General features: G+C 68.9%; 27 protein-coding genes. 9 read left to right on the top strand and 18 right to left on the bottom strand.

The features are described 5' to 3' along the window. Positions 1-4: 4 nt before the first annotated feature. Positions 5-706 (top strand): ABC transporter ATP-binding protein, encoded by a 702-nt coding sequence (locus ACM14_RS00460; protein ID WP_034348629.1) that lies wholly within the window; start codon positions 5-7, stop codon positions 704-706. Here the strand turns inward: ACM14_RS00460 and ACM14_RS00455 are convergent, their stop codons facing one another. The 3 genes from ACM14_RS00455 to ACM14_RS00445 all read right to left on the bottom strand — a co-directional run bounded on the left by ACM14_RS00455 (position 707) and on the right by ACM14_RS00445 (position 4340). Next, positions 707-1180 carry a hotdog fold thioesterase gene (locus tag ACM14_RS00455; RefSeq protein ID WP_012202024.1) on the bottom strand — a complete coding sequence of 158 codons (474 nt, stop codon included), beginning with the start codon at positions 1178-1180 and terminating at the stop codon, positions 707-709. 130 nt (positions 1181-1310) lie between these two features. After that, positions 1311-2825 carry an acetyl-CoA hydrolase/transferase family protein gene (locus tag ACM14_RS00450; RefSeq protein WP_065344946.1) on the bottom strand — a complete coding sequence of 505 codons (1515 nt, stop codon included), beginning with the start codon at positions 2823-2825 and terminating at the stop codon, positions 1311-1313. Between the two features lie 207 nt (positions 2826-3032). Further along, positions 3033-4340 carry a solute carrier family 23 protein gene (locus ACM14_RS00445; RefSeq protein ID WP_012202026.1) on the bottom strand — a complete coding sequence of 436 codons (1308 nt, stop codon included), beginning with the start codon at positions 4338-4340 and terminating at the stop codon, positions 3033-3035. Positions 4341-4535: 195 nt separating this feature from the next. Between ACM14_RS00445 and ACM14_RS00440 the strand changes: the two genes are divergently transcribed. The 7 genes from ACM14_RS00440 (at position 4536) to minE (ending at position 11818) form a co-directional block, all read left to right on the top strand. Then, the gene (locus ACM14_RS00440; RefSeq protein WP_065344945.1) at positions 4536-6599 is read left to right on the top strand and encodes an acetoacetate--CoA ligase; all 2064 of its coding nucleotides are present in this window, start codon (positions 4536-4538) and stop codon (positions 6597-6599) included. Between the two features lie 88 nt (positions 6600-6687). Beyond that, entirely contained in the window at positions 6688-7845 is a 1158-nt protein-coding gene (locus tag ACM14_RS00435; RefSeq protein WP_065344944.1) for an acyl-CoA dehydrogenase family protein, read from the top strand. Between the two features lie 84 nt (positions 7846-7929). Then, entirely contained in the window at positions 7930-8958 is a 1029-nt protein-coding gene (locus ACM14_RS00430; protein ID WP_065344943.1) for an acyl-CoA dehydrogenase family protein, read from the top strand. A 24-nt stretch (positions 8959-8982) separates the two neighbouring features. Beyond that, complete coding sequence (locus ACM14_RS00425) at positions 8983-9771, top strand: crotonase/enoyl-CoA hydratase family protein (RefSeq protein WP_065344942.1); 789 nt, start codon at positions 8983-8985, stop codon at positions 9769-9771. A 168-nt stretch (positions 9772-9939) separates the two neighbouring features. Further along, positions 9940-10686 (top strand): septum site-determining protein MinC, encoded by a 747-nt coding sequence (gene minC / locus ACM14_RS00420; RefSeq protein ID WP_034397562.1) that lies wholly within the window; start codon positions 9940-9942, stop codon positions 10684-10686. Between the two features lie 49 nt (positions 10687-10735). After that, entirely contained in the window at positions 10736-11548 is an 813-nt protein-coding gene (gene minD, locus ACM14_RS00415; protein WP_012202032.1) for a septum site-determining protein MinD, read from the top strand. 6 nt (positions 11549-11554) lie between these two features. Beyond that, on the top strand, positions 11555-11818 hold the full coding sequence (gene minE / locus ACM14_RS00410; protein ID WP_012202033.1) for a cell division topological specificity factor MinE: 264 nt from the start codon (positions 11555-11557) through the stop codon (positions 11816-11818). A 19-nt stretch (positions 11819-11837) separates the two neighbouring features. Here the strand turns inward: minE and ACM14_RS00405 are convergent, their stop codons facing one another. Genes ACM14_RS00405 through ACM14_RS00395 form a run of 3 tightly spaced genes read right to left on the bottom strand, consistent with a single transcriptional unit; the run spans position 11838 to position 14555 of the window. Then, a complete protein-coding gene (locus ACM14_RS00405) occupies positions 11838-13175 on the bottom strand; it encodes a sensor histidine kinase (protein ID WP_065344941.1) in 1338 nt (445 codons plus the stop codon). Continuing rightward, positions 13165-13845, bottom strand: a complete 681-nt coding sequence (locus ACM14_RS00400; RefSeq protein ID WP_013800000.1) for a response regulator transcription factor — start codon at positions 13843-13845, stop codon at positions 13165-13167. Before ACM14_RS00400 ends, ACM14_RS00405 begins: the two co-directional genes overlap by 11 nt. Next, entirely contained in the window at positions 13845-14555 is a 711-nt protein-coding gene (locus ACM14_RS00395) for a PepSY domain-containing protein (protein WP_224986229.1), read from the bottom strand. The genes ACM14_RS00400 and ACM14_RS00395 overlap by 1 nt, the downstream gene beginning before the upstream one ends. 148 nt (positions 14556-14703) lie before the next feature. Here ACM14_RS00395 and ACM14_RS00390 point away from each other — a divergent pair, with 148 nt between their 5' ends. Next, positions 14704-15903, top strand: coding sequence for a DUF5666 domain-containing protein (locus tag ACM14_RS00390; RefSeq protein WP_065345024.1), 1200 nt, complete (start codon positions 14704-14706; stop codon positions 15901-15903). Here the strand turns inward: ACM14_RS00390 and ACM14_RS00385 are convergent. From ACM14_RS00385 to hpaE, 12 genes are all read right to left on the bottom strand, one after another. Beyond that, positions 15900-17333 carry an amino acid permease gene (locus ACM14_RS00385; protein WP_065344940.1) on the bottom strand — a complete coding sequence of 478 codons (1434 nt, stop codon included), beginning with the start codon at positions 17331-17333 and terminating at the stop codon, positions 15900-15902. The genes ACM14_RS00390 and ACM14_RS00385 overlap by 4 nt on opposite strands. A 210-nt stretch (positions 17334-17543) precedes the next feature. Further along, on the bottom strand, positions 17544-18047 hold the full coding sequence (locus tag ACM14_RS00380; RefSeq protein ID WP_065344939.1) for a flavin reductase family protein: 504 nt from the start codon (positions 18045-18047) through the stop codon (positions 17544-17546). A 190-nt stretch (positions 18048-18237) separates the two neighbouring features. Further along, positions 18238-18873 carry a PolC-type DNA polymerase III gene (locus ACM14_RS00375; protein ID WP_013800004.1) on the bottom strand — a complete coding sequence of 212 codons (636 nt, stop codon included), beginning with the start codon at positions 18871-18873 and terminating at the stop codon, positions 18238-18240. 44 nt (positions 18874-18917) lie between these two features. Continuing rightward, on the bottom strand, positions 18918-19406 hold the full coding sequence (gene hpaR, locus ACM14_RS00370) for a homoprotocatechuate degradation operon regulator HpaR (RefSeq protein ID WP_016447335.1): 489 nt from the start codon (positions 19404-19406) through the stop codon (positions 18918-18920). Positions 19407-19492: 86 nt separating this feature from the next. Then, positions 19493-20314: an aldolase/citrate lyase family protein gene (locus ACM14_RS00365; protein WP_012202038.1), complete on the bottom strand. Its 822-nt coding sequence runs from the start codon at positions 20312-20314 to the stop codon at positions 19493-19495. Between the two features lie 18 nt (positions 20315-20332). Further along, positions 20333-21787: an NAD-dependent succinate-semialdehyde dehydrogenase gene (locus ACM14_RS00360; protein WP_065344938.1), complete on the bottom strand. Its 1455-nt coding sequence runs from the start codon at positions 21785-21787 to the stop codon at positions 20333-20335. 45 nt (positions 21788-21832) lie between these two features. After that, positions 21833-22666: a 2-oxo-hept-4-ene-1,7-dioate hydratase gene (hpaH, locus tag ACM14_RS00355; RefSeq protein ID WP_065344937.1), complete on the bottom strand. Its 834-nt coding sequence runs from the start codon at positions 22664-22666 to the stop codon at positions 21833-21835. A gap of 159 nt (positions 22667-22825) precedes the next feature. Then, positions 22826-23254, bottom strand: coding sequence for a 5-carboxymethyl-2-hydroxymuconate Delta-isomerase (locus tag ACM14_RS00350; RefSeq protein ID WP_065344936.1), 429 nt, complete (start codon positions 23252-23254; stop codon positions 22826-22828). Then, positions 23255-24073, bottom strand: coding sequence for an extradiol ring-cleavage dioxygenase (locus ACM14_RS00345; protein ID WP_065344935.1), 819 nt, complete (start codon positions 24071-24073; stop codon positions 23255-23257). It abuts the gene before it with no gap. Between the two features lies 1 nt (position 24074). Beyond that, on the bottom strand, positions 24075-24401 hold the full coding sequence (locus ACM14_RS00340) for an aromatic ring-opening dioxygenase subunit LigA (protein ID WP_065344934.1): 327 nt from the start codon (positions 24399-24401) through the stop codon (positions 24075-24077). A 20-nt stretch (positions 24402-24421) separates the two neighbouring features. Then, entirely contained in the window at positions 24422-25414 is a 993-nt protein-coding gene (locus ACM14_RS00335) for a tripartite tricarboxylate transporter substrate binding protein (RefSeq protein ID WP_065344933.1), read from the bottom strand. Positions 25415-25459: 45 nt separating this feature from the next. Further along, entirely contained in the window at positions 25460-26917 is a 1458-nt protein-coding gene (hpaE, locus tag ACM14_RS00330; RefSeq protein WP_017405675.1) for a 5-carboxymethyl-2-hydroxymuconate semialdehyde dehydrogenase, read from the bottom strand. Positions 26918-26943: the final 26 nt, after the last annotated feature.

Genomic DNA, 26943 nt, shown 5'->3' with positions numbered 1-26943 from the left:
GCCCATGTTCGCCATCGACGAGCTGCATACCTACTACGGCGACAGCCACATCCTGCAGGGCGTGAGCCTGGCGCTGGGCGCGGGCCAGGCCGTGGGCCTGCTGGGGCGCAACGGCATGGGCAAGACCACGCTGATCCGCACGCTCATGGGCTATGTGCCGGCACGCTCCGGCCGCCTGCGCGCCGATGGCCGCGACTGCACGGGCGCGCCGCCCGAACGCATGGCGCGGCTGGGCATTGGCTATGTGCCAGAGGGGCGCGGCATCTTCCCCAACCTCAGCGTGCGCGAGAACCTGGTCATGAGCGCCCGCCCCGGCCTGCAGGGCGAGCGCCACTGGACGCTGGAGCGCGTGCTCGACACCTTCCCCCGGCTCGCGGAGCGCCTGGCCAATGGCGGCGACCAGCTCTCTGGCGGCGAGCAGCAGATGCTGTCCATAGGCCGCGCGCTGATGACGCACCCGCGCCTGCTCATCCTCGACGAAGCCACCGAAGGCCTGGCCCCCCTGGTCGTCGCCGAAATCTGGCGCGTGATCGCCGCCATCCGCAGCACCGGCATCTCCACCCTGATCGTGGACCGCGACTACAAAAAGGTCCTGGCCCACACCGACCGCGCCGTGGTCATGGCCAAGGGCCGGCTGGCGCTGCAGGCCGACTCGCGGGAGCTGCTGGCGCAGCCGGAGCGCCTGTCGGAGTTGCTGGGGGTTTGATCAGGGCTGGGCCGCCACCGGCGGCTGCGCCGCGAGCTTGACGTTCTGCGCATGCGTGGGCGGCAGCAGCGCCATGGTCAGGCTGCAGGTGCAGGTCAGGCGGCCGGTTTCGTCGTGCAGTTCGATGGCCCAGACATGGGTGGTCTGGCCCAGGTGCACGGGGCGGGCCGTGCCCGTGACCCAGCCCTGGCGCGCGGCGCGCACATGGTTGGCCGAGACGTTCAGGCCCACGCTGCGCCAGCCTTCCGGGATGGAGCAGGCCGCCGCCACCGAGCCCAGGGTTTCGGCCAGCACCACGTTCACGCCGCCGTGCAGGATGCCGTAGGGTTGGCAGGTGCGCTGGTCCACGTGCACGCGGCCGCGCAGGAAGTCGTCACCGATCTCGGTGAACTCGATGCCCAGGTGCGAGACGGCCGTGTCGGCGCTCAGCGAGGTGATGTCTTCAAGGGTGAAGCTGCGCTTCCAGATCGGCATGGGAGAAGTCCTGTGGGTGCAACGAAAAAGACGGCCCCGCGGGCCGTCCTTGCATGCTACGCCAGTCCAGGCAGCCATGCCGATGGCTGCCTGTAGCCCAGGAGACTGCGCGCTGGCGCGCTTGTGCGGGTCAGGCGCGCATGTCGCCCGTTTCGACAAAGCGCTGGTGCCAGCTCAGCGCTTCGCCCAGGATGTGGGGCGTGTGCAGCGCGCCCTGGCGCTGGGCGCGGTCGAAGTAGTCCTGCAGCTGGGGGCGGAAGTCGGGATGGGCGCAGCGGTCGATGATGACCTGGGCGCGCTTGCGCGGCGACAGGCCGCGCAGGTCGGCCAGGCCCTGCTCGGTGACGATGATCTGCGTGTCGTGCTCGGTATGGTCCACGTGCGAGCACATGGGCACGATGCAGCTGATCTTGCCGCCCTTGGCCACCGAGGGCGTGACGAAGAAGGACAGGTAACCGTTGCGCGCGAAATCGCCCGAGCCGCCGATGCCGTTCATCATCCCCGTGCCCATGACGTGGGTGGAGTTGATGTTGCCGTAGATGTCGGCCTCGATCATGGAGTTCATGGCGATCACGCCCAGCCGGCGCACCAGCTCGGGGTGGTTGCTGATCTCCTGGGGGCGCAGGATGATGCGCTCGCGGTAGAAGTCGATGTTCTCCTCGAAGTCCCTGTAGGCGCTGCCGGACAGCGAGATCGAGGTGGCCGAGGCGCGGCTCATCTTGCCCGCGCGCAGCAGGTCCAGCATGCCGTCCTGCAGCACCTCGGTGAAGCCCAGCAGGTTCTCGAACGGACCCGTCAGCAGGCCGGCCAGCACGGCGTTGGCCACGTTGCCCACGCCCGACTGGATGGGCAGCATCTCCTTGGGCAGGCGGCCCATCTTCATCTCGTGCGCGAGGAAGTCGATGATGGACGCGGCGATCAGGTTGGAGTTGGCGTCGGGCTGGGCGAAGACGTTGTCGCGGTCGCCCTTGTGGGTCTCGACCACGGCGACCACCTTGGCCGGGTCCACGCGCAGATAGGGCTCGCCGATGCGGTCATCGGCATGGGTCAGGGCAATGGGCACGCGGCGCGGCGGGATGGCCGTGCCGTAGTAGATGTCGTGCATGCCTTCCATCTTGCCCGGCGGCTTGGTGTTGACCTCCAGGATCACCTTGTCGGCGATCTCCAGCCAGGTCTTGTTGTTGCCCACCGCGGTGGAGGGGATGAGGCGTCCGTCCTCGGTCACGCCCAGCACCTCGACCACGGCCACGCTCATGGGGCCCAGGAAGCCGAACCACGCATGCTGGGCCACGTGGGACAGGTGCATGTCGATGAAGTCGATCTCGCCGGCATTGATCCTGGCGCGGCAGGTCGGGTCGGTGTTGAAGGGCAGGCGCTGGCCCAGTGCGCCGGCCTCGGCCAGGGCGCCGTCCATCTCGGCGGCCGTGGAGGCGCCGGTCCAGACATTGATCTTGTAGGGCCGGCCGGCCGCGTGTTCGCTCTTGGCGTGCTGGGCGATGGCCTGGGGCAGGGCCTTGGGGTAGCCCGCGCCCGTGAATCCGCTCATGCCGACGTTGACGCCGTGGGGGATCAGGGCGGCGGCCTGCTCGGCCGTCATGGTGCGCGAAAGGAATTCTGGGAAACGTACGCGGTCTGCGAGGGACATCTATGGCTCCGGCTGACGGCTCGCGCCAGCCGGCAGGGTGCCGCAGCGCTGGCTTGCAAGCCTAAAAAAAACCGCCCCATGCAAGAACGCAAGGGCGGTATATCTCCGGAAACCGATGGTAGCAGCGCTGGCAGCGGCCCTCGGGTTTCCCCGTAAAGGCCCTGCCGCGCAGTCAAAGGCTCAAAGAATGTTTGCGTGCGCTCACATTCAATGGATCAGTGGCTGATCGTCGCGTGCGTGATCCAGCAGCGCGTACAGGATGATGGCGCCGAAAGTCGCGGTCCCGATGCCGCCCAGCGCGAAGTCGCCGAACTTGAGCGTGAAGTCGCCCGTGCCCAGGATCAGGGTGATGGCCGCCACGATCAGGTTCTTGTTCTGCGAGAAGTCCACGCGGTTGTCCACCCAGATCTTGGCGCCGGCCACGGCGATCAGGCCGAACACCACGATGGACACGCCGCCCATCACGGGCAGCGGGATCGCCTGGATCAGCGCGCCGAACTTGGGCGAGAAGCCCAGCAGCACGGCCAGGACGGCGGCCACGAAGAACACGGCCGTCGAGTAGATGCGCGTGGCGGCCATCACGCCGATGTTCTCGGCATAGGTGGTCACGCCGGTACCGCCGGCCGCGCCGCTGACCATGGTGGCCACGCCGTCGCCGATGAAGGCCCGGCCCATGTACTGGTCCAGGTTCTTGCCGGTCATGGCGGTCACGGCCTTGATGTGGCCCAGGTTCTCGGCCACCAGGATGATGACCACGGGCACGATGAGCACCATGGCCGGGCCGCTGAACACGGGCGCGTGGAACTGGGGCAGGCCGAACCAGGCGGCGTTGATCACGCCCGACAGGTCCACGGGCTTGCCCATGCCCAGCACATTGGTGAACAGGCCGTACAGCAGGCTGGCGGCGATCAGGCCCACCAGGATCAGCAGGCGCTGCACCATGCCGCGCGTGAACACGGCCACCAGGCCCACGCAGACGAAGGTCAGGGCCTGCATCCACGACTCGAAGTTGTTGGCCGCCATGTTCTTGACGGGTATGGCCGCCAGGTTCAGCCCGATCACGGCCACCACGGCGCCCGTGACCACGGGCGGCATGAAGCGCTCGATCCAGCGCGTGCCCACCATCTGCACCACCAGGCCGATCAGCGCATAGACCGCGCCGCAGGCAATGATGCCGCCCAGCGCCACGCCGATGTTGCCGTTGGCGCCCTTGCCGCCATAGGCCGTGGCTGCGATCACCACGCCGATGAAGGCAAAGGACGAGCCCAGGTAGCTGGGCACCTTGCCGCCCGTGATCAGGAAGAAGATCAGCGTGCCGATGCCGCTCATGAGCACGGCCACGTTGGGGTCGAACCCCATGAGGATGGGCGCCAGCACGGTGGAGCCGAACATGGCGATCACGTGCTGTATGCCCATCAGCCCGGTCTGTGGCCAGGGCAGGCGCTCATCGGGGCCGATCACGCCTCCCCGTTGCAGCTGGTTGGCGGATTTTTCCGTCCATTGGAAAAGGCCCATGTGGCATCGCTCCTTGTAAAAAATTGGCGCGATATTAGAGGCATTTGTTTTCTGGCAGGTGGGGTGGAGCGGAAATTTTTTCCCAGTGTTTGTGCGCAGATACGCGATCCGGCCCGCAGACTTTGTCGCCCAGGTGCCAGGCTAGTGGCTTTCCCGTCTGGGCTCGCGGGCAGCGCGCGCGTACCGTGGCCGGTCATGAGCCATACCCCTGCCTTCATCCCCCAGATCCGCCTGTACCAGGACTGGCTGCGCGAGCGCCACGGCCTGCAGTTCGACAGCTACGACGCCCTGTGGCGCTGGTCGGTGACCGACCTGGACGCCTTCTGGCAAAGCATCTGGGACTACAACGCGCTGCAGTCGCCCACGCCGCACACGGCCGTGCTGGAGCGCAACACCATGCCCGGCGCCCAGTGGTTCCCGGGTGCCCAGATCAACTACACGCGCCAGGCGCTGCGCCATGTGGATGCCGCCCATGCGGCCGGCATGCCCGCCGTGGTCAGCCGCAACGAGACGGGCCGCCACCGCGAACTGTCCTGGCCCGAGCTGCGCCGGCAGGTCGCCGCCCTGGCCCTGCACCTGAAGGCCCAGGGCGTGGGCCGCGGCGACCGCGTGGCCGCCTACCTGCCCAACATTCCCGAGGCCATGGTCGCCCTGCTGGCCACGGCCAGCCTGGGCGCCGTCTGGAGCATCTGCGCGCCCGACATGGGCACCAACGCGGTGCTGGATCGCTTTCGCCAGATCGCGCCCAAGGCGCTGATCGCCGTCGATGGCGTGCACTACGCCGGGCGCGATATCGACCGCATGGCCGTGCTGGCCGAGCTGCGCGCAGGCCTGCCCAGCGTGGAGCATGTGGTCCTTGTGCCCAACCTGGATCTGCAGGCGAGGCTGGCCGATGCCGCCGACTACGTGCAGGTCACGGCCCGCGACGACGCGGCCACGGCGGCCTTCGAACCCGAATGGCTGCCCTTCGACCACCCGCTGTGGATCGTCTACTCCAGCGGCACCACCGGCCTGCCCAAGCCCATCGTCCACGGCCATGGCGGCATGGTGCTGGTGGCCCTGCAGCTCAAGGCCCTGCACAACGACGTGGGCTGCAGCTACCACCCCAACAGCTGGGGCGAGCGCTACCACTGGTACAGCTCCACGGGCTGGGTGATGTGGAACGCCCAGGTCTCGGGCCTGCTGGGCGGCACCACCTGCGTGATCTTCGACGGCAGCCCCGGCGGCAGCAAGGACAGGCCCGACTGGGGCGTGCTGTGGCGCTTCGCGGCCGAGACCGGCGTGACCAGCTTCGGCTCGGGCGCGGCCTTCTACGCCAACTGCATGAAGGCCGGCGTGGACCTGGCCCAGTGCGGCGACCTGTCGCGCATCCGCAGCCTGGGCACCACAGGCTCGCCGCTGTCGCCGGAGGTGCAAAGCTGGGGCACGGCGCAGTTCGCAGGCATGGGGCGGCCTGACATCTGGTGGAACAACATCTCGGGGGGCACCGACTTCGCGGGCGCCTTCATCGGCGGCCACCGCGAGCTGCCCCAGCAGCCGGGCATCATGCAGTGCCGCCAGCTGGGCGCGGCCGTCGAGGCCTGGAACGAGCAGGGCCAGCCCGTCATCGACGAGGTGGGCGAGCTGGTCTGCACCCAGCCCATCCCCTCCATGCCGCTGTACCTGTGGGGCGATGCGGACGGCAAGCGCTACCTGTCCAGCTACTTCGACATGTACCCGGCCGGCCATGGCCGCGCGCCCGGCGGCGGCGACGGCCCCGCCGCCATGGGCCCGGTCTGGCGCCACGGCGACTGGATACGCATCCTCCCGGAGGGCGGCTGCATCATCTACGGCCGCAGCGACGCCACCATCAACCGCCACGGCCTGCGCATGGGCACCAGCGAGATCTACAGCGCCGTCGAGGCCCTGCCCGAAGTGCTGGACTCCATGGTCGTGGACCTCGAATACCTGGGCCGCGAAAGCTACATGCCGCTGTTCGTGGTGCTGCGCCCGGGCGTGGATCTGGACGACGCCCTGCGCGCCCGCCTGCAGGGCGCCATCCGCCAGGCCCTGTCGCCGCGCTTCGTGCCCGACGAGATCGTGCAGGTGGCCGAGATCCCGCGCACGCTCAGCGGCAAGAAGCAGGAGCTGCCCATCAAGAAGCTGATGCTGGGCCAGCCGCTGGACAAGGTGGTCAACAAGGAGGCCATGGCCAACCCGGGCTGCCTGGACTGGTATGTGGGCTTTGCGGCGCAGCATGCCAAGGCACAGGCCGCCTGATATTCAAACGGTATCAGTGGCTCGGTTTTTAATATTGGACTGCGACAGACCGGCTGCCTAGAGTGGGGTCCAACCATGGAGCCCTGCAATGAGCGTGCTTGATTCCCTTGCCCTGACCCGCATCCCCGCCGAGGACGAAGCCCTGCGCGCCGAGGTGCGCGCCTTCCTCGCCCAGGCCATAAGCGGCCTGCCGCCCCATGTGCGTGCGCGCTCCTGGGGCGGCTACAGCGCCGAACTGAGCCGGCAGCTGGGCGAAAAGGGCTGGATAGGCGTCACCCTGCCGCGCGAGTACGGCGGCGGCGGGCGCAGCGCCTTCACGCGCTACGTGCTGGTGGAGGAATACCTGGCCTGCGGCGCGCCCGTGGGCTCGCACTGGATTGCCGACCGCCAGAGCGGCCCGCTGATCCTCAAGTACGGCACCGAGGCGCAAAAGCGGTTCTACCTGCCGCGCATCTGCCGGGGCGAGGCCTTCTTTTGCATCGGCATGAGCGAGCCCGGCGCGGGCTCGGACCTGGCCAGCGTGAAGACGCGCGCCGTACCGAACGGCAAGGGCTTCGTGCTCAACGGCCAGAAGATCTGGACCACCAACGCCCACCACTGCCACTACATGATCGCCCTGGTGCGCACCTCGGGCGAGGCGGGTGACCGGCACAAGGGCCTGTCCCAGGTCATCGTGGACCTGTCGCTGCCGGGCGTGACCGTGCGGCCCATCACCGACCTCTCGGGCGACAGCCATTTCTGCGAAGTCTTCTTCGACAACGTGCAACTGCCGCCCGACGCCCTGATCGGCCAGGAAGGCCAGGGCTGGGAGCAGGTCACGGCCGAGCTGGCCTTCGAGCGCAGCGGGCCCGAGCGGCTGTTCTCCAGCATCGTGCTGTTCGACGAATGGCTGGCCTGGCTGCGTGCAACGGGCGAGCGCAGCGAAGGCGCGCTGCGCCTGGCCGGCCGCGTGTTCACCGAGCTGGCCCCGCTGCGCGCCATGTCGGTGGCCGTGCAGGACAAGCTGGTGCGCGGCGAAAGCCCCATCGTCGAGGCGGCCCTGGTCAAGGAGCTGGGCACGACGCTGGAGCAGTCCATTCCCGCCGCCATCGCCGACGACCTGTTCGCACGCGAGGCGTCCGATGTTCCGCTGGAGCTGCTGCGCACCCTCAACTACGTGACCGAGGTGGCACCTTCGTACTCGCTGCGCGGCGGCACGCGCGACATTCTGCGCGGAATGATCGCGCGTGGCCTCGGCCTGCGTTGAATAGGGTTCCCCTTGAGTTGGGGCGCGCCAGTTTCAAACGGAACGCCCAAGGCCTGGCGTCATGTGTCATGAATGGAGAGAGACATGGAAGACGATTTGTTTGCCGATGCCGCACGCCAGCTGCTGCAGGGCGAGTGCACGCCCGCGCGGGTGCGCGCCATCGAGGCCGGGGGCTCGCCCCGGGCGCTGTGGCAATCGCTGGAGCAGGCCGGCTTTGCCGATGCCCTGGTGCCTGAGCACGCGGGCGGCGCGGGGCTGGCGCTGGCGCAGCTGTTCGATGTGTGGTCGCAGGCCGGCGCCCATGCGCTGCCCGTGCCGCTGGGCGAGACCATGCTGGCGCGCGCGCTGCTGGCGGGGGAGGGCGCCGAGCACCCTTCAGGCGCCATCGCGTTGGCGCAAGGCCTGCTCCAGGCGGATGGCAGCCTGCACTGCGCACCCGTGCGCCTGGGAGCGGTGGCGGACAGCGTGCTGGTGCAGCATGCGCAGGGCTGGAGCCTGCTGCCCGTGGCGCAGGCGCAGTCCGAGCCAGCGGCCTTCTGCTTGGACGTGAACCTGCGCTGGAGCGCCGATCAGGTCCGCGCGGCGCCTGCTCCCGCTATCGCCCTGCCGGGTGGGCTGGACCTGCGCACGTTGCAGGCCGGCCTGGTGGCGGCGCAGCTCGCGGGCGCGCTCATGGAGGTGTTCCAGCGCACGCTGCAGTATGCGAATGACCGCCAGCAGTTCGGTCGCCCCATCGGCAAGTTCCAGGCCATACAGCACCAGCTGGCGGTGATGAGCGAGCATGTCTTCGCCGCGCGCATGGCCGCCCGGCTGGGCTGCGCGGGGCAGGGCATCTTCCCCGAGCGGCTGCGCGTGGCCGTGGCCAAGGCGCGCTGCAGCCAGGCCGCGCTGGCCGTGGCCGAGGCGGCCCACGCCATCCACGGCGCCATGGGCTTCACCGAGGAATACGACCTGCAACTGCTCACGCGCCGCCTGCACGCCTGGCGCCAGACGGCGGGCTCCGAGTCGTACTGGCATGGCGTGGCAGGCGCCGCGCTGGTCCATGGCCACGCGGGCAGCACGCTGGACCTGATCCGCTCCACCACCGATATCACCGCCGATCTCACCGCCTGACAGGCTCTCGAAGGAACCCCATCCATGCCCTTTCTGAACATCGCGCGCGACGGCGCCATCTGGACCCTCACCATGAACCAGCCCGAGACGCGCAACGCGCTCACGGGCAACACCGCCGTGGAGGAATTCGTGCAGGTATGCGACGAGATCCGGCGCGATGCCTCGGTCAAGGCCGTCATCCTCACGGGCGCCGGCCCCATCTTCAGCTCGGGCGGCAACGTCAAGGACATGCAGCGCTTCTTCGACGACGCGCTCACGCCCGACGCCATCCGCGAGGAATACCGCCAGGGCATACAGCGCATTCCGCGTGCCCTCAACCAGCTGGACGTGCCCGTGATCTGCGCCGTCAACGGCCCGGCCATCGGCGCGGGGCTGGACCTGACCTGCATGTGCGACATCCGCATCGCCAGCGAGACGGCCACCTTTGCCGAGAGCTTCGTGCGCGTGGGCATCGTCCCCGGGGACGGCGGCGCCTGGCTGCTGCCGCGCGCCGTGGGCCGCGCCAAGGCGGCCGAGATGGCGTTCACGGGCGAGGCCATCGACGCGCAGCAGGCCCTGGCCTGCGGCCTGGTCAGCCGCGTCGTGCCCGCCGACCAGTTGCTGCCCACGGCGCGCGCGCTGGCCGACAAGATCGCCGCCAACCCCGGCGCCGTGATGCGCATGACCAAGCGCCTCTTGCGCGAGGGCGAGCACAGCACGCTGGAGTCGCTGCTGGAGCTGTCGGCCGGCTACCAGGCCCTGGCCCACAAGACCGCCGACCACCGCGAGGCCGTGATGGCCTTCGTGGAGAAGCGTAAGCCCCGGTTTCAGTGACCGGGCCCGCCCGGCCCCCGCCACGGGGGCATGGGCCGTGTGTGACACAACACAAATGGACACTCCCCGGTGCCGGCCTCCCGGCGGGAGTGGGCGCCCATGTACTGCGCACACAGTACACTTTGCGCGTCGAGAGGCAACTCTCCCATCCACCGCACTCCCAGTCCCATGGCCGTTGAAACGACGAGTACTGCCCGCCCCAGCTTCGACCTCAAGAGCGCGCAGCTGCCCGTGGTGGCCGTGGCCCTGCGGGATACCGACGTACGTGCGCTCGTGGCCGACCTGGCCCAGCGCCTGGCCGACGACCCGGATTTCTTCGACAACGACCCCGTACTGATCGACCTGGCCCATGTGCGTGATGCCGAGGAGGCCATCGACTTCGCCGTGCTCGTGGAGGCGCTGCGCTTTCACCGCACCGTGCCCGTGGCCGTGCGCGGCGGCAGCCCCGCCCAGATGGAGGCGGCGCGTGCCGCAGGCCTGGCGCCCGCGCCCGAGGCCGCACCCGTGCGGCCCACGGTGCCCGAGATCGAGATCCAGGAGGTCGTGCGCGAGATCGAGGTGGTGCGCGAGGTGCCTGCTCCCCAGGCCGACGCCCTCATCGTGGACAAGCCGCTGCGCTCGGGCCAGCGCGTCTATGCGCGCGGCACCGACATCGTGGTGCTGGCCATGGTCAGCTATGGTGCCGAAGTCATCGCCGACGGCAACGTCCATGTCTACGCGCCGCTGCGCGGCAGGGCCATCGCCGGGGCACGCGGCAACACCGAGGCGCGCATCTTCAGCACCTGCATGGAAGCACAGCTGCTGTCGATTGCCGGCATCTATCGCACAATCGAGACCGATCTCCCAGCGGACGTGGCTGCCAGGCCCGCCAAGGTGCGTCTCGACGGCGAGAAAATCCTCATCGAGCCGGTATGACACCGGACCCCTCTTCTTTGCTCTCCAGTCTTTAAGGAACCGTGCAAACATGGCCAAAATAGTCGTCGTGACCTCCGGCAAGGGTGGCGTGGGCAAGACCACCACCAGTGCCAGCTTCGCATCGGGCCTCGCATTGCGCGGGCACAAGACCGCCGTCATCGATTTCGACGTGGGCCTGCGCAACCTGGACCTGATCATGGGCTGCGAGCGCCGCGTGGTCTACGACCTGATCAACGTCATCCAGGGCGAGGCCAACCTCAACCAGGCCCTGATCAAGGACAAGCAGTGCGACAACCTCTTCGTGCTGGCCGCCTCCCAGACGCGTGACAAGGATGCGCTGACGCAGGACGGCGTCAAGAAGATCCTGGACGACCTGGCGGGCATGGACTTCGAGTACATCATCTGCGACTCGCCGGCCGGCATCGAAAGCGGCGCCCTGATCGCCATGCACTTCGCCGACGAGGCCCTGGTCGTGACCAACCCGGAAGTCTCCTCCGTGCGCGACTCCGACCGCATCCTGGGCATGCTCAGCTCCAAGACCGCGCGCGCCATTGCGGGCGAGAGCGTCAAGGAACACCTGCTGATCACGCGCTACAACCCCAACCGCGTGCAGGACGGCCAGATGCTGTCGCTGGAGGACATCCAGGACATCCTGCGCATCGAGCTGATCGGCGTCGTGCCCGAGTCCGAAACCGTGCTGCAGGCCTCCAACCAGGGCATTCCCGCCGTGCACATGCAGGGCTCGGACGTGGCCGAGGCCTACCAGGACGTGGTCGCGCGCTTCCTGGGCGAGGAAAAGCCCATGCGCTTCACCGAAGCGCAAAAGCCCGGCTTCTTCAAACGCATGTTCGGGGGGAGGTAAGCGGCCATGTCCATGCTCTCTTTCCTGCTCGGAGAAAAGAAGAAGACGGCCTCGGTGGCCAAGGAGCGCCTGCAGATCATCCTCGCGCGCGAACGCGTGGGCGGCAATGGCGGTGGCCCCGACTACCTGCCTGCGCTGCAAAAGGAGCTGATGGCGGTGATCTCCAAGTACGTGGACATCGACGTCAACGACATCAAGGTGCACCTGGAGCGCCAGGAAAACCTGGAAGTGCTCGAAGTCAAGATCGAACTGCCCGACGCCTCGCGCTGAGCGCCGCCCGGCGCCGTGCTCAGCCCAGGCGCAGCGTGCAGCGCAACCCGCCCAGCGGGCTCGGCCCCATCTCCAGCGATCCACCATAGGTCTCGGCGATGTCGCGCACGATGGCCAGGCCCAGGCCGTGGCCCTGGGCCTGTTCGTCGAAGCGGACACCGCGCTCCATGGCCTGCGCGAGATGCTCCGGCGCCAGACCTGGGCCGTCGTCATCGATCTGCAGCAGCGTCGTCGTGCCATCCTGGCATACGGTCAGCGTGACGCGGCTGCGTGCCCACTTGCCGGCGTTGTCCAGCAGGTTTCCCGCCATCTCCTCCAGGTCCGAGGCCGCGCCGCGCCAGCGCAGCCCATGGCCGGGCAGCGGCGTGGAGGTCTGGATGGACCAGGACAGGCGCCGCTGGGCGTGGATCTGGCGCATGGCATCCAGCAGCCGGGCCAGCACCTCATCCAGCGCCACGCTGCCGGCGCTGCCGGCGCCGCTGGCGAAGCGCGCCAGATGGCGGTCGATGGTGTGGGACATGGCCTGTACCTGGTCACGCAGCCACGGGCCATCGACCTGATGGCCGCGTGCCTGGATGCCGAGCACGGCCAGCGGCTTCTTGAGCGCATGGCTCAGGTCGGCTGCCTGGTGGCGCGCGCGCTCCACGACCTGGGCATTGCGCTGCAGCACCTGGTCCACGGCCTCGGCAATCGGGTCCAGGTCGGGGCCGAAGTGCCGCCCCAGCTGCGTGCGTGTGCCGTCTTCCATGTCCTGCAGCGCCTGCTGCAGGCTGCGCAGCGGCTGCAATCCCAGGCGCACCAGCGCCACCGTGCACAGCAGCAGCGCGGCGACCAGGCCCAGCTCGGTGACCAGCAGGATGCGGTCGATGCGGCGCCATTCCTGGCGCGTACCGTCCAGCGGGCCGAAGACATGCAGCTGCACGCGCCTGCCCGCGACATCGAAGCTGCGGCGCAGGCCCAGCAGTTCGCGCCCCTGCGGCCCGCGCAGCGACAGCAGCGTCTCGCTGCCCTTGTTCCGGGGCCAGGGACGGGCGTCGTCCAGCTCCAGGCTGTCGTCCCAGACCGAGCGCGACTGCTGCAGCCGCCCGTCCTGCTCCAGTGTCCAGTACCAGCCCGAGAAAATGCGGCCGAACTCGCCGCGATTGAGCCGCGTGCCCTGCCCGGTCAGGGGCCCCGGGGACTGCAGCTCGGCCTGCAGCCGCTCGGCACGGTCCTGCAGGCCGGCCTTGAAGCTGCGCAGCACCGCATCGTGCAACTGCTCGCGCAGCAGCCAGCTGGCGGCCGTGCCGCAGGCCAGCGTGGCCACCAGGCTCAGTGCCAGCAGGCGCTCCGACAGGCCCCAGTGCCTAGGACGCATGGTCGCCGCTGGCCTGCTGCAGGCGAAAGCCCCGTCCGCGCTCGGTATGGATCAGGCCATGCGGGGACAGTTTGCGGCGGATGCGGCCGACCAGCACGTCCACGGTGTTGGAGTCCGGGTCCAGGTCGCGTGCGTAGACATGCTCGCTGATGTCGGCGCGGCTGACGAGCTGTCCATGCCGGTTGGTCAGAAAGCTCAGGATGCGTTGCTCCTGCGCGGTCAGCGCAAGCGGCCGTCCTTCGAGCGTGAAGCGGTCTGCCATGGTGTCGTAGGCCAGCGGGCCTATCTGCACCAGGGGCCGGCTGCCGCCTGCTGCGCGCCGGTGCAGCACGCGCAGCCGCGTGACGACCTCCTCGTGCAGAAAGGGCTTGGTCAGGTAGTCGTCCGCGCCGGCCTGGAAGGCCGTGAGCTTGTCGCTCCAGCGGTTGCGGGCCGTGAGCACCAGCACGGGAAAGGAGCGGCCCTGCTCGCGCCAATGGCGCAGCACCGAGACGCCGTCCTGTCCTGGCAGCCCCAGGTCCAGCAAGGCGGCGTCATAGTGTTCGACGCTGCCCAGTTCCTGGGCGAGGCGGCCGTCCGCGCAGCACTCGGCCAGCATGCCGGCCTCCTGCAGGATGGCCTGCAGGCCTGCAGCAAGATCGGCGTCGTCTTCGACGATGAGCACCCGCATCAGCGCAGTCCGTCCTCTTCGATGGGCTGGCCGCTGTACGCATCCACATGCACTTCGATGCTGCGGCCGGCGCTCAGCTGCAACTCGACCTCGTAGTAGGCGCGCTGCCGGACGTCGATCTTGAGCTCGGCCTCTGTGGCGCGGGCCTGGTACTTGCGCTCCAGTTCCTCAAGAATGCGCGGCAGCGGTTGCAGCGTGGCGGCCTGCTCCCGGCTCAGGACAGGCTCCACCAGGATGCGGCCCGTCTGGGCGTCGGCGCGCAGCAGCTGCTCACGGCCTTCGCGCGTGAGCAGCTGGATCTCGTAGTAGGGCCTGGGGCTGCGCGTTTCCTCCAGCTCGATCTGCAGCACGGTGCCGGGATGCAAGCGGGTGACGGCTGCCGCCACGGCGGACATGGGTATCAGCACGGCGGTGGTCGCGCCCGGCCGGGGGATGTCCTGTCCCGTGACTGCATCGATATAGATCTCCGTGCGCTGGCCATTGGCGAGCTTGATTTCGTACCAGCGCCGGCCGTCGGCGCCGCGCTCGAGTTCGATGTCGATGACGCGCCCTTTGTGGCGCTGCTGCACGTCCTGGAGGATTTCCGCCAAGGGCCGCAGGCGCTTCGACTGCACCTCGCGGCGCACGCTTTCATGCTCCGCTGGCGTGGTGGCAGAGGCGGGCGCCAGCGGCAAGGCCAGCAAGGCAGCAAGTGCGAGGCGGAGTTTCACGGCCACGCATCTTATGTGCACGTTCTTAAACAGTGAATGAACGCACCATTCATGCGCGGTTTAGGCGCCTTTGCCGACACTGCAGGCGGTTGCACCGATGGCCCCGCCGCGGTGCCTTTTCATCTGTTTCTTTCTGGCATCGAACACCATGCATTTTCTTCGCTTTTCCCGCTCTGCCCCGCCATTGCACCGGGTCCTGGGCGCTGGCGCGCTCTCGCTGTCCGTGCTGCTGGCCGCCTGCGGCGGTGGCGGCGGCGGGGCTGACAAGCCCGCCCCCACGCCGGTCACTCCCAGCGCCAGCTATGCGTCGGGCACCATTGACGGCTTCGGCTCCATCCTGGTCAATGGGGTGCGGTATGACGAGCGCCAGGCCCGGATCACCGATGGCGATGGCGTCCTGCTGGCCGGCGATGCGCTCAAGCTGGGCATGGCGGTCCATGTCACGGCCGACCCCGTGACCACCGGCAGCGATGGTGTGGCGCGCGCCATGGCCCGCCAGATTCTTGTGCGCAGCGATCTGGAAGGTCCGTTGAGCGCGGTCGTGGGCGACCGGCTGACCGTACTGGGCCAGACCGTGATCGTCGATGCGGCCACGGTGTTCGAGGACGGCCGCGCGGCGGCGCTGCAGGTCGGCCGTGTGCTGGAAGTCCACGGCCTGCGCGATGCGCAGGGCCGCATTCTTGCCAGCCGCATCGAGATCGAGGATGACGCCGACGAGCCCTGGCGCCTGCGCGCGCCTGTGGATGCCGTTGACGCGTCGCGCCGCACCCTGCGCATCGGCGAGGCCGTCGTCAACTGGAGCGGCGTGCAGGTTGCCGCCGCGCTGGCTGCCGGCGACGTGGTCAGCCTGCGCCTGGCGCGCCAGCCCGATGCCGCCGGCCTGTGGGTGGCCACCGCACTGTCGGTGCAGCGTCCCACGCTGCCCGAACAGGCGGGAGTGGAGGCCGACGTCACCGGCCATATCACCCGCATGGACTCGCCGACCCGCTTCGTCGTGGACGGCCTGAGCGTGGACGCGGGCAGCGCCACACGCCTGCCCGCCGGCCTTGCCGTGGGCGACCTGGTCGAGGTCGAGGGCATGTTCCAGGACGGGGTGCTTCGCGCCTCCGAGGTCGAGCGCAAGCTGCGGCTGGACAGTGACGATGGCTTCGAGATCGAGGGTCGCATCACCGCTGTCGACAGCCTGGCCGGCATCTTCGAGCTGCGCGGTGTGCGCGTGGACTATCGCAATGCGCGCTTCGAGGATGGCAGCGCTGCCCAAATTGCCGTGGGGCGCGTGGTGGAGGTCAAGGGCCGGCTCTCGGTTGATGGCGCGATGGTGGTGGCCACCGAGGTCGAGTTCGACTAAGGCCTGTACACACTAGTGTGGTTCGCGTTCGCCGCAGGCCGCATCGCCTCGCTCTGCGCACGCGCGGCGGCGGGGCGCACCCACAGCAGGTAGGCGGCGCCCAGCAGCACGATCCACAGGCCGCCCACGACCAGGGCTGCACGGGTGTGGGGGAAGTAGCCGAGCACGCCCAGCACCAGCAGCATGAAGCCGATGGCGGCCAGCGGCGCGGCGGGCCACAGCGGGACCGGGAACTTCAGCGCGGCCACCTGCTGCGGGCTCATGCGGCGGCGCGCCGCGAACTGCGACAGCAGGATCATCAGCCAGACCCAGACCGTGGCGAAGGTGGCGATGGAGGCGATCAGCAGGAACACGTCCTCGGGGATCAGGTAGTTCAGCACCACGCCGGCCAGCAGCGCCACGGCCATCACCACCACCGTCATCCAGGGCACGCCATGGCGCGAGACACGGCCGAAGCCGGCGGGGGCCTGGCCCTGGTGCGCCATGCCGTAGAGCATGCGGCCGGCACCGAAGATGTCGCTGTTGATGGCCGACACGGCCGCCGAGATCACCACGATGTTGAGGATGGTGGCGGCCGAGGAAATGCCCAGGCCGCTGAAGATCTGCACGAAGGGGCTGCCCTGGCTGCCGATCTGGGGCCAGGGGAAGATGCTCATCAGCACGAACAGCGTGAGCACGTAGAACAGCAGGATGCGCAGCGGCACGGCGTTGATGGCGCGCGGGATCACGCGCGCCGGGTCCTTGGCCTCGCCGGCCGAGATGCCGATGATCTCGATGCCGCCGAAGGCGAACACCACCACCGCCAGCGAGGCGATCAGGCCCGAGACGCCATGGGGCATGAAGCCGCCGTGCACCCACAGGTTCTGCACGCCGGTCGGCGCCTGATCGGCCGCCATGCCGAAGCCGAACACCATGATGCCCAGGCCGCCGCCGATCATGGCGATGATGGCCGCCACCTTGAGCAGGGACAGCCAGAACTCCATCTCGCCGAACACCTTGACCGAGCACAGGTTGAGCGCGCCGATGAAGCAGACGATGGACAGCACCCAGATCCAGCGCGGCACCTCGGGAAACCAGAAGCCCATGTAGATGCCGAAGGCCGTCACGTCGGCCAGGCAGACGATGACCATCTCGAAGGTATAGGTCCAGCCCGTGACGAAGCCGGCGAACGGCCCCAGGTAATCGCTGGCGTACTGGCCGAAGGAGCCGGGCACGGGGTTGTGCACGGCCATCTCGCCCAGCGCGCGCATCACCATGTAGACCGCCGCACCCGCCAGCAGGTAGGCGATCAGCACCGAGGGGCCTGCCTGCTGTATGGCCTTGGCCGAGCCGTAGAACAGCCCCGTGCCTATGGCCGAGCCCAGTGCCATGAAGCGGATATGGCGGGCCGACAGCCCTCGGTGCAGGCTGCCTGCAGATGGTGAACTCATGCGCTGTCTCCCCCCGTCATTGGTGAAATGGCTGCCGCATCCACAGGCTGCATCAGCCTGCGGATGGGTCTGCGATCAGATGTATAAGCCTGTATATACAATATGCGCAGACAGCAATTTCCCGGACCGGGGATTACCCGGAGGCGGGAAGAAACGGGAATGGGGAAGGCGCCGAAAGAGGCGACGGGAGTGCTGCCGCAGGCCCCGGTATCAGCCCAGGCCGCCCGTGTGCATGCGGCCTGCGTGGTACAGCAGCGGCGTGTGGCCGGCCTGATGGCTGCACTGCTCGACCTCGCCGATGAAGATCACATGGTCGCCTTCTTCATGGCGATGGCGGTTGCGGCACTCGAAGACGGTGGTGGCTTCGGACAGCAGCGGCACGCCCTGGGCCGAGCTGCGCCAGGCGGTGTTGGCGAAGCGGTCCACGCCCTTGCGCGCGAACAGCTCGGCCAGGGGCTTTTGCGAGGCCGACAGCACGTGGATGGCGTAGTGCGAGCAATGCTGGAACACGGGCAGCGAGGCCGCCGACAGCGCCATGCTCCACAGCACCAGCGGCGGCGTGAGCGAGACGGAGTTGAACGAGCTCACGGTGACGCCCACCGGATGGCCCTGCGGGCTGCGTGCGGTGACGATGGTTACGCCCGTGGCGAACTGGCCCAGCGCGTCGCGGAACTCGCGCGACGAGAACGGGGACTGTGTAGGCAGGGCGGCCATGGCGGCGGGAGGCAGTGCGGAATTCACGGGAGCAAGAACCAGGCGGCAGCAAGGCCGCAGCAGGGCTGCAGCGTTTGGGACGGGCGCCCGGAGCCGGGCAGCAACCTTGCATTATGGGTGCGGATGCCGGCAGAAGCGGCCGATGGGGCCTCTGCCAGGGAGGTCTTTGCCCTGTGTGCGCGGCGCCGGCTCACAGCGCCATGCTCATCTGGGCGGGCGCGGCGTTCTCGTTCAGCCAGGCCTTCATGCGGGCCCGCGTGCAGCGCTGCAGCTGCATCAGCAGGGCATGCTCGGGCCAGGCCAGCGCGTGGCGCAGGCACAGGTCCTGCTGCATGCGCGCCAGCAGGGCGGCGGCCATCTCGGCATCGGCCAGCGCCCGGTGGGCACGCTCGGCCACGGGCAGGCCCAGGTGGGCGGTGAGCCGGCTCAGGCTGTGGCTGGGCGCCTCCGGGTAGATGCGGCGCGACAGCAGCACGGTGCAGGCAAAGGGCTGGGGCGCGGCCTCGCCGGCCAGGGCCAGTTCGGACTGCCAGAACTTGCTGTCGAAGGCCGCGTTGTGCGCCACCATGGGGGCGCTGCCCACGAAGCGCGCGGCATCGCGCATCACGTCCTCGGCGGGCGGCGCGGCTGCGACCATGGCATTGGTGATGCCGGTCAGCCGCGTGATGAAGGGCGGTATCCAGGCGCCCGTGCGCATCAGGCTCTGGAAGCGGTCCACGACCTGGCCGCCCTCGATCAGCACGATGGCGACCTCGGTGGCACGCGCGCCCTGGGCGGGCGCCATGCCCGTGGTTTCAAAGTCGATGACGGCAATCGGCTGCGGCATGGGGCGATTGTGCCCGGCAGTGCCCGACCGGCGTGCCGGGGCGGCTATTCCTCGGCCTGGCTGCCGTCGGCCGCGCCCAGGCGCTGCACGACCTGGTCGAGCAGGGCGTAGAGCTGCTCGATCTCTTCATGGCCCACCAGGCGCTCGATCTCGGCATAGGTCTCGGAGGAATGCGGCGCGATCTCGGCCACGATGGCGTGGCCGGCCGCCGTGAGCTCGAACTCGGCGCCGCGCATGTCGCTGGCGTGGCGCGAGCGCTCCACCAGCTGCCGGCCTTCCAGCGTCTTGAGCAGGCGCGAGAGGCTGGGCATGCTGATGTAGGTGGCCTGCGACAGCTCCATGGGCCGCAGCCTGTGCGTGACCGCCGCCATAGCGCGCAGCACGCGCCACTGCTGTTCGGTCAGGCCATGGGCGCGCAGCATGGGCCGAAAGCGCACCATGACCGATTCGCGGGCGCGCAGCAGCGCCATGGGCAGGGAGCGCGAGAAGGCGCGCAGCGGCTCGGGGGCAAAAGAGGTCGTGGTCTGGGGCATGTTCGGCAGCATCTGTCGGCTGGATTCTATGCAGCCGCCGCTCCCTCCCCGGAGCGGCGTTGCGGGCGCCTTGTCAGGCCGGGGCCTCAATAGGTCTGGCTTTTCGGCGCGGGGGCCGCTGCCTGCTTGAAGCGCGCAGCCAGCGCGCTGGTGGCCTGCACCAGCACGCTGGTGTCCAGGCCCACGGCCGTGAAGGTGCAGCCCAGCTCCAGGTATTTGCGCGCCAGGGCCTCGTTGGGCGTGAGGATGCCGGGCGCCTTGCCCGCGCGGCGTATGCGCGCGATGGCGTCGGCAATCGCCTCCTGCACCTCGGGGTGGCCGGGGTTGCCGATGTGGCCCATGGAGGCCGACAGGTCGGCCGGGCCGATGAAGACGCCGTCCACGCCCTCGGTGGCGGCAATGGCGTCCAGGTGGGCCAGCGCCTGGCGTGTCTCCACCTGCACCAGCACGCAGACCTGGGCGTTGGCTTCATGGGCGTAGTTGGCACGCCGGCCCCAGGCCGAGGCGCGCGCCCCGCCCATGCCGCGGATGCCGCCCTGGCCGTCGGCCTGCGGATAGCGCGCGGCACGCACGATGCGCGCGGCCTGCTCGGCCGTGTCCACCATGGGCACGAGCAGGGTCTGCACGCCGATGTCCAGGTACTGCTTGATCAGCATCTCGCCGACCTCGCCGTGTCCCATGGGCACGCGGGCAATGGCATGGCTGTCGGGATAGGCCGCGATGGCCTGCAGCTGCGCCAGCAGGGTGCGCGTGTCGTTGGGCGAATGCTCGCCGTCGATCAGGAGCCAGTCGAAGCCGGCGCCCGCGCAGATTTCCGCCGAATAGGCGTCGGCCAGGCCCAGCCACAGGCCGATCTGGGGTTGGTCGGCCGCAATGGCGGCCTTGAAGCGGTTCACAGGTGTCTGCATGGTGTGATTGTCCGGGCCTCAGTGGCCCATGCACAGGTACTTGGTGCTCAGGTATTCCTCTATGCCGGCGGCGCCGCCCTCGCGGCCCATGCCCGACTGCTTGACGCCGCCAAACGGCGCCACGGCCGTGCTGATGATGCCGCTGTTGATGCCCACCATGCCGTACTCCAGCGCCTCGCCCACGCGCCACACGCGGCCCACGTCGCGGGCGTAGAAGTAGGCGGCCAGGCCGTACTCGGTGTCGTTGGCCATGCGGATGGCCTCTTCCTCGGTCTTGAAGCGGAACACGGGCGCCACGGGGCCGAAGACCTCTTCCCTGGCGATGCGCATGCGGTCCGTGGCGTTGGCCAGGATGGTGGGCTCGTAGAAGGTGCCGCCCAGCGCATGGCGCTTGCCGCCCAGCACGACCTCGGCGCCGTTCTTCACGGCGTCGGCCACCAGTTCCTCGACCTTGTCCACGGCGGCCTGGTCGATCAGCGGGCCCTGGCCCACGCCGGCCTCCAGCCCGTTGCCCACCTTGAGGGCCTGCACGGCGACCTTGAGCCTGGCCATGAAGGCGTCGTACACGCCGTCCTGCACCAGCAGGCGATTGGCGCACACGCAGGTCTGGCCGGTGTTGCGGTACTTGGAGGCCATGGCGCCTTCGACGGCGGCATCCAGGTCCGCGTCGTCGAAGACGATGAAGGGCGCGTTGCCGCCCAGCTCCAGCGACATCTTCTTGAGCGTGGGCGCGCATTGCTCGGCCAGCACGCGGCCCACTTCGGTGGAGCCCGTGAAGGTCAGCTTGCGCACGGCCATGCTGGCCGTGAGCACGCCGCCGATGGCGCGCGAGGAGCCCGTGATCACGCTGAACACGCCTTCCGGAATGCCCGCGCGCTGGGCCAGCTCGGCCATGGCCAGGGCCGACAGCGGTGTCTGCTGCGCGGGCTTGACGATGATGGTGCAGCCCGCCGCCAGGGCGGGCGCGACCTTGCGCGTGATCATGGCGGCCGGGAAGTTCCAGGGCGTGATCGCGGCGCAGACCCCCACGGGCTCCTTGGTCACGATGATGCGCTTGTCGGCCCAGGGTGCGGGCACGGTGGAGCCGTAGATGCGGCGCGCTTCCTCGGCAAACCACTGCACGTAGGAGGCCGCATAGGCGATCTCGCCGCGCGACTCGGCCAGGGGCTTGCCCTGCTCGCTGGTCATGATCAGGGCCAGGTCCTCCTGGTTCTCCATCATCAGCTCGAACCAGCGATGCAGCAGGCGTGCGCGGGCCTCGGCGGTCTGCTGCTTCCAGAGGGCGAAGGCGCGTTCGGCGGCGGCGATGGCACGCTGCGTCTCGGCCTCGCCCATGCGGGGCACATGGCCCACGGACTCGCCCGTGGCGGGGTTGTGGACGTCGATGCGGCTGCCATCGTCGGCGGCCAGCCATTGGCCGTCGATCAGGCAGAGGTTCTTGAGCAGGCTGGGGTCGCGCAGTGCAAGCGGCATGGGAAATCTCCAATAAGGGCGGGGCAGGCGTCGGGACGACGGCGCCTAGACAAAGCGGAACTGCAGGCGGCCCAGCGGGCCGTAGTCGGCATCGAACAGGTCGCCGGCCCTGGCCGCCACGGGGCGCGTGAACGAGCCGGCCAGCACGGTCTGGCCGGCCTCCAGGGCCTCGCCCCAGGGCGAGAGCTTGTTGGCCAGCCAGGCCACGCCGATGGCGGGATGGCCCTGCACGCCGGCAGCCAGGCCGGTCTCCTCGACCACCCCGTTGCAGCGCAGTATGGCGCCGCACCAGGGCAGGTCAAGCACCCCGGGAACAGCCTGCCCGGCGCCGACCACGATGCCCGCATTGGCCGCGTTGTCACTGATGGTGTCGTAGACCTTGCGCATGGCCTTGGTGTGGCGGTCGAACTGCTCGATGCGCGCGTCGATGATCTCGATGGCCGGCGTCACGTGGTCGGTGGCGTCCAGCACGTCCTGCAGCGTGATCTCCTTGCCGCCGGGCAGGCCCGGGCCGCGCAGCGGCGCCTTGAGCACGAAGGCCAGCTCCACTTCCACGCGCGGCGCGATGAAGTGGGCGGCCGGGATGTCCAGCACCTGGCCCGGCGTGCAGCGGTAGAGCATGCTGTCGAGCAGGGTGCCGTAGTCGGGCTCGTCGATCTGGCTCGATATCTGCATGGCGCGCGAGGTCAGGCCGATCTTGTGGCCGATCACCTTGCGCCCCGCCGCGATCTGCAGGCGCACCCATTCGCGCGAGACGCGGTAGCCATCCTCCACGGTCATGCCGGGAAAGCGCTTGGAGAAATGCTCGACCTGAACGCGCGTCTTCTCGCTGCGGTCGAGCTCCTGGGCCAGTTGGGTCAACAGTTCTTGGGTAAACATTTTTTCAGTTATTCAGTACGTTGTTGCTTCACTTGAGGCGTTTGATACTGGCGCGCTCCAAAGGAGGGACACCGAGGAAGGGCCGTCCCGCACCGAGGGTGTCGTCCCCCTCCCGCGAAGCGAGAGAGGGGGAAGGCGCGAAGCGACTCAGGGGGTGGCTCACCCGAACAGAGGATGAAGGGTGCTGTGCTTGCCGTCGTAGACCTGGCCCGGGCTTTCATCGACCTGCACGGTCAGGCCCAGGTGGCGCTGCGCGAACAGCGGCTGCAGATGGCGGCGCGCGCAGGCCAGCAGGGCGTCGCCGGCCTGCTGCTGCACGGCGGCCGAGCGGCCCCGGCCCATGCGCAGGTTGATGTAGATGAAGCCGTAGTCGCCATCGCCGCCCGCTGCGCGGCCCGCAGCCCCGCCATCGGCCACGGCGCTGTGCGGCGCGGGGTAGGCCAGCACGCGCGTGCCGCCCGTGGGAAAGACCTGGGCGCCGTCTTCGGCGCGCACGGTGAGCATGGTGTCGGCCAGGGCGCGGCACAGCTGCGTCATGTCGGTATGCGCGTCCAGGCTGGCCGTGTAGAGGATGACCAAGTGCGGCATTCAGGCCACCTCCATGGTGGCTGCCGTGCAGCTCACGGCGAAGATGGGAATGGGCTGGCAGTACAGCACCTGGCCCGCGCCGCGCGCGGCGGCGGCCACGGCGATGAAGCTGCGGATCTCGAAGCCGCCCTGGCCGCCGTCGCGGTAGGTGGCTTCGTCGGTGTACGACAGCAGCGCGTCCCGGTCGTTGCGGCACCAGCGGTCCATGAACTGCTGGTCCCATTCCCAGTTGACCTTGCCCGAGTCGGGCGTGGCCGGCCAGTGCGAGATGCCGCCCGTGCCCACGATGGCGATGCGCTCGGGCGCCTTGTCGCAGGCGCGGCGCAGGGCCTCGCCAAAGGCCCAGGCGCGGTGCAGCGGCGTCAGCGGCGGACCCTGGCAGTTGATGTTGACGGGGATGATGTCCTTGTCATAGGCCGGCGTCAGAAAGTGCAGCGGGACCATGATGCCGTGGTCGAACTTCCACTCCTCGGCAAAGGCCACGTCCACGGTCTGCATGACCTCGGTGATCAGGCGCCGCGACAGCTCGGCATTGCCGGGGATGCGGTGGCGCTCTATGCCCAGCCAGGCCGGGTCCTCGATGGGCCCTTCGTAGTGGTCTGCCATGCCGATGGCATAGGCCGGCATGTTGTTCATGAAGAAGTTGGCGAAGTGCTCGGCCGCGATGACGATCACGGCATCGGGCCGCGCCGCCTCCAGCCGTGCGCCCATGTCGCGGAAGGCGGCATGGAAAGCATCCCTGGTGGCCGGATCGGCCAGGTGTGCGCGGCCCGTGATGCCGGGCGCGTGGCTGCAAACGCCTGCAAATACCAGACTCATCTCAAACTCCTGCGATCTTTTCGTTGGTGGCTGTCGTCATCGCGTAGACGCCCGCGCGCACCGGTCCGTGCTTTTGCACGCCTTCGCGCATGGCCTGCAGGTAGTCGGCCCAGGGCATGCCCAGCAGCGGCGCGAAGTGCATCAGCAGCTGGCCGTTGCAGCCCAGCACGTAGAGCTTGCCGATGTCGCCGTGGAACATGGCTTCGTACTCCTCGGGCTCCAGCGCGTACTCGGCCAGCAGCGCGGCGCGGTCCTCGGCAAAGCGCCGCTGCACCTCGGGCTCGCGGTTGAGCTGGAACAGGAATTTCTGCATGGTGTACAGGCTCATGGCGGCTCCCGGTGTCGGCCTCAGCCCAGCGTGATGTTGGCGCGGCGGATGATGGCTTCGTACTTGGCGATTTCGCTGGTGACGAAGGCTGCGAACTGCTGCGCCGTGCCGGCCTGCGAGACGATGCCGCCGCGCGCGAAGGCGTCCACCACGGCGGGCTCGGCCAGGGCCTTGACCACGGCGGCGTTGATGCGCTGCACCAGCGCATCGGGCGTGGCGCCGGGTGCCAGCAGACCCTGCCAGGAGTTGGATTCCAGCGCCACGCCCTGCTCGGCCAGCGTGGGCACCTGGGGAGCGAACTGCGAGCGCTGGCGCGTGGCCATGCCCAGTGCCGCCAGCTTGCCGCTTTGCACATGGCCACGGAACTCGGGCCAGTTGCCGAACATCACGTCCACCTGGCCGCCCAGCAGGTCGGCCAGCGCCGGGCCCTGGCCCTTGTAGGGGATGTGGACCATCTCGATGCCCATCTCCTGGCACAGCAGCGCGCCCGACAGATGGGCCGAGGTGCCGTTGCCGAACGAGGCATAGCTGAGCTCGCCGGGCCTGGCCTTGGCGCGGCTGCGCAGATCGGCCAGCGTCTTCAGTCCGCTGCCCGGGTGGGTGGCCAGCACATGCTCGGACAGGCCCATCAGCGCCACGGGCTTGAGGTCGCGCGTGGTGTCGTAGGGCAGGTTCTTCACCAGCGTCTTGTTGGCCGTGAAGCTGTTGGCCACGCACACCAGGGTGTAGCCGTCGGCCGGCTGCTTGGACACATAGTCCACGCCGATCACCGTGCCCGCGCCGGGCTTGTTCTCCACGATCACAGGCTGGCCCAGGGACTTGCCCAGCTCGGTGCCCACCAGGCGCGCCACCAGGTCGGTGGTGCCGCCCGGCGTGAAGGGCACGATGATGCGCAGCGGCTTTGCGGGCCAGGTGCCGGCCGGGCTACCGGGCTGGGCCTGGGAAAGGCCCGGGAGCATCAGCGCTGCGGCCGTGGTGGCTGCGGTGGATTGCAGGAAATGGCGGCGTTGCATGTCTTGTCTCCTCGGTTCTCTTTGTCGTTGTCGTTGGTCGCCCGTTCAGACGCCCCAGTGCGGAATATGGTGCGAGCCCAGCGATACGGCCACGTTCTTGGGCTCGCAGAAGACCTCGTAGCTCCAGCTGCCGCCCTCGCGGCCCGTGCCCGAGGCCTTGGTGCCGCCGAAGGGCTGGCGCAGGTCGCGCACGTTCTGGCTGTTGACGAAGCACATGCCGGCCTCGATGGCGGCGGCCACGCGGTGGGCGCGGCCCACGCTCTCGGTCCAGACGTAGCTGGACAGGCCGTACTGGATGTCGTTGGCCAGGCGCACGGCCTCGGCCTCGTCGCTGAAGGGAATGATGCAGGCCACGGGGCCGAAGATCTCGTCCTGGGCGATCTGCATGCGGTTGTCCACGTCGGCAAACACCGTGGGCAGCACATAGTTGCCCTTGCGCACGCGCTCGGGCAGCACGGGCGCATCGAGCCCGCCGCACAGCATGCTGGCGCCTTCCTTCTGGCCCAGTTCGATGTAGTGGCGCACCTTGGCCAGGTGGCTGGCGCTGATCATGGGGCCGACGATGGTGGATTCGTCCAGCGGGTCGCCCACGGTGATCTTCCTGGCGCGCTCCACGAAGCGGTCCACGAACTTCGCGTAGATGCCCTTTTGCACCAGGATGCGGCTGCCGGCCGTGCAGCGCTCGCCGTTGTTGGAGAAGATCATGAACACGGCCGCATCCAGCGCGCGCTCGAAGTCGGCGTCGTCAAAGATCACGAAGGGGCTCTTGCCGCCCAGCTCCATGCTGAATTTCTTGAGGCCGGCGGCCTGCACGATGCGGTTGCCGGTCTGGGTCGAGCCCGTGAACGAGACGGCGCGCACATCGCGGTGGCGCACCAGGGGCTCGCCCGCGTCCTTGCCGTAGCCGTGCACCAGGTTGAGCACGCCGGGCGGAATGCCCGCCTCCAGCGCCAGCTCGCCCAGGCGCGCGGCCGTCATGGGCGACAGCTCGCTCATCTTGAGCACGGCCGTGTTGCCGAAGGCCAGGCAGGGCGCCACCTTCCAGGTGGCCGTCATGAAGGGCACGTTCCAGGGCGAGATCAGCGCGCACACGCCCACGGGGTGGAACAGGGTGTAGTTCAGGTGCGTGGGCGTGGGATAGGTGTGGCCGTCCACGCGCGTGCACATCTCGGCAAAGTAGTAGAAGTTGTCGGCCGCGCGCGGCACCAGCTGCTTGCCGGTCTGGGCGATGACCTGGCCGCAGTCGTTGGTCTCGGTCTGCGCGATCTCGGGCACATGGCGGGCGATCAGGTCGCCCAGCTTGCGCACGAGCTTGGCGCGTTCGGTGGCGGGCGTGTTGGCCCATTTCGGGAAGGCGTTCTTCGCGGCGGCGACGGCGGCCTGCACCTCGGCCTCGCCGCCAGCGGCAACCTCGGCCAGCACCTCCTGGGTGGCGGGGTTGACGGTCTCGAAGTAGTCCTTGCCGGCGACGGCCTTGCCGTCGATCAGGTGGTCAATGCGCATGGGGATTCCTTGGCGTGTGCGGTGGG

The sequence above is a fragment of the Delftia sp. JD2 genome, assembly GCF_001682645.1.
Taxonomy (GTDB): Bacteria; Pseudomonadota; Gammaproteobacteria; order Burkholderiales; family Burkholderiaceae_C; genus Comamonas; species Comamonas acidovorans.
This window is presented reverse-complemented; position numbering and strand designations above follow the sequence as displayed.

Excerpts from the sequence above, each read along its gene's own strand:
- hpaE (WP_017405675.1), bottom strand. The coding sequence starts at position 26,917 with ATGCGCATTGACCACCTGATCGACGGCAAGGCCGTCGCCGGCAAGGAC.
- ACM14_RS00425 (WP_065344942.1), top strand. The coding sequence starts at position 8,983 with ATGCCCTTTCTGAACATCGCGCGCGACGGCGCCATCTGGACCCTCACC.
- minD (WP_012202032.1), top strand. The coding sequence starts at position 10,736 with ATGGCCAAAATAGTCGTCGTGACCTCCGGCAAGGGTGGCGTGGGCAAG.
- ACM14_RS00430 (WP_065344943.1), top strand. The coding sequence starts at position 7,930 with ATGGAAGACGATTTGTTTGCCGATGCCGCACGCCAGCTGCTGCAGGGC.
- ACM14_RS00380 (WP_065344939.1), bottom strand. The coding sequence starts at position 18,047 with ATGGCCGCCCTGCCTACACAGTCCCCGTTCTCGTCGCGCGAGTTCCGC.
- ACM14_RS00450 (WP_065344946.1), bottom strand. The coding sequence starts at position 2,825 with ATGTCCCTCGCAGACCGCGTACGTTTCCCAGAATTCCTTTCGCGCACC.
- ACM14_RS00365 (WP_012202038.1), bottom strand. The coding sequence starts at position 20,314 with ATGCAGACACCTGTGAACCGCTTCAAGGCCGCCATTGCGGCCGACCAA.
- ACM14_RS00385 (WP_065344940.1), bottom strand. The coding sequence starts at position 17,333 with ATGAGTTCACCATCTGCAGGCAGCCTGCACCGAGGGCTGTCGGCCCGC.
- ACM14_RS00435 (WP_065344944.1), top strand. The coding sequence starts at position 6,688 with ATGAGCGTGCTTGATTCCCTTGCCCTGACCCGCATCCCCGCCGAGGAC.
- ACM14_RS00445 (WP_012202026.1), bottom strand. The coding sequence starts at position 4,340 with ATGGGCCTTTTCCAATGGACGGAAAAATCCGCCAACCAGCTGCAACGG.
- ACM14_RS00460 (WP_034348629.1), top strand. The coding sequence starts at position 5 with ATGTTCGCCATCGACGAGCTGCATACCTACTACGGCGACAGCCACATC.
- ACM14_RS00455 (WP_012202024.1), bottom strand. The coding sequence starts at position 1,180 with ATGCCGATCTGGAAGCGCAGCTTCACCCTTGAAGACATCACCTCGCTG.
- minE (WP_012202033.1), top strand. The coding sequence starts at position 11,555 with ATGTCCATGCTCTCTTTCCTGCTCGGAGAAAAGAAGAAGACGGCCTCG.
- ACM14_RS00345 (WP_065344935.1), bottom strand. The coding sequence starts at position 24,073 with ATGAGTCTGGTATTTGCAGGCGTTTGCAGCCACGCGCCCGGCATCACG.
- minC (WP_034397562.1), top strand. The coding sequence starts at position 9,940 with ATGGCCGTTGAAACGACGAGTACTGCCCGCCCCAGCTTCGACCTCAAG.
- ACM14_RS00335 (WP_065344933.1), bottom strand. The coding sequence starts at position 25,414 with ATGCAACGCCGCCATTTCCTGCAATCCACCGCAGCCACCACGGCCGCA.
- ACM14_RS00405 (WP_065344941.1), bottom strand. The coding sequence starts at position 13,175 with ATGCGTCCTAGGCACTGGGGCCTGTCGGAGCGCCTGCTGGCACTGAGC.
- ACM14_RS00375 (WP_013800004.1), bottom strand. The coding sequence starts at position 18,873 with ATGCCGCAGCCGATTGCCGTCATCGACTTTGAAACCACGGGCATGGCG.
- ACM14_RS00440 (WP_065344945.1), top strand. The coding sequence starts at position 4,536 with ATGAGCCATACCCCTGCCTTCATCCCCCAGATCCGCCTGTACCAGGAC.
- hpaH (WP_065344937.1), bottom strand. The coding sequence starts at position 22,666 with ATGTTTACCCAAGAACTGTTGACCCAACTGGCCCAGGAGCTCGACCGC.
- ACM14_RS00340 (WP_065344934.1), bottom strand. The coding sequence starts at position 24,401 with ATGAGCCTGTACACCATGCAGAAATTCCTGTTCCAGCTCAACCGCGAG.
- ACM14_RS00400 (WP_013800000.1), bottom strand. The coding sequence starts at position 13,845 with ATGCGGGTGCTCATCGTCGAAGACGACGCCGATCTTGCTGCAGGCCTG.
- ACM14_RS00360 (WP_065344938.1), bottom strand. The coding sequence starts at position 21,787 with ATGCCGCTTGCACTGCGCGACCCCAGCCTGCTCAAGAACCTCTGCCTG.
- hpaR (WP_016447335.1), bottom strand. The coding sequence starts at position 19,406 with ATGCCCCAGACCACGACCTCTTTTGCCCCCGAGCCGCTGCGCGCCTTC.
- ACM14_RS00390 (WP_065345024.1), top strand. The coding sequence starts at position 14,704 with ATGCATTTTCTTCGCTTTTCCCGCTCTGCCCCGCCATTGCACCGGGTC.
- ACM14_RS00350 (WP_065344936.1), bottom strand. The coding sequence starts at position 23,254 with ATGCCGCACTTGGTCATCCTCTACACGGCCAGCCTGGACGCGCATACC.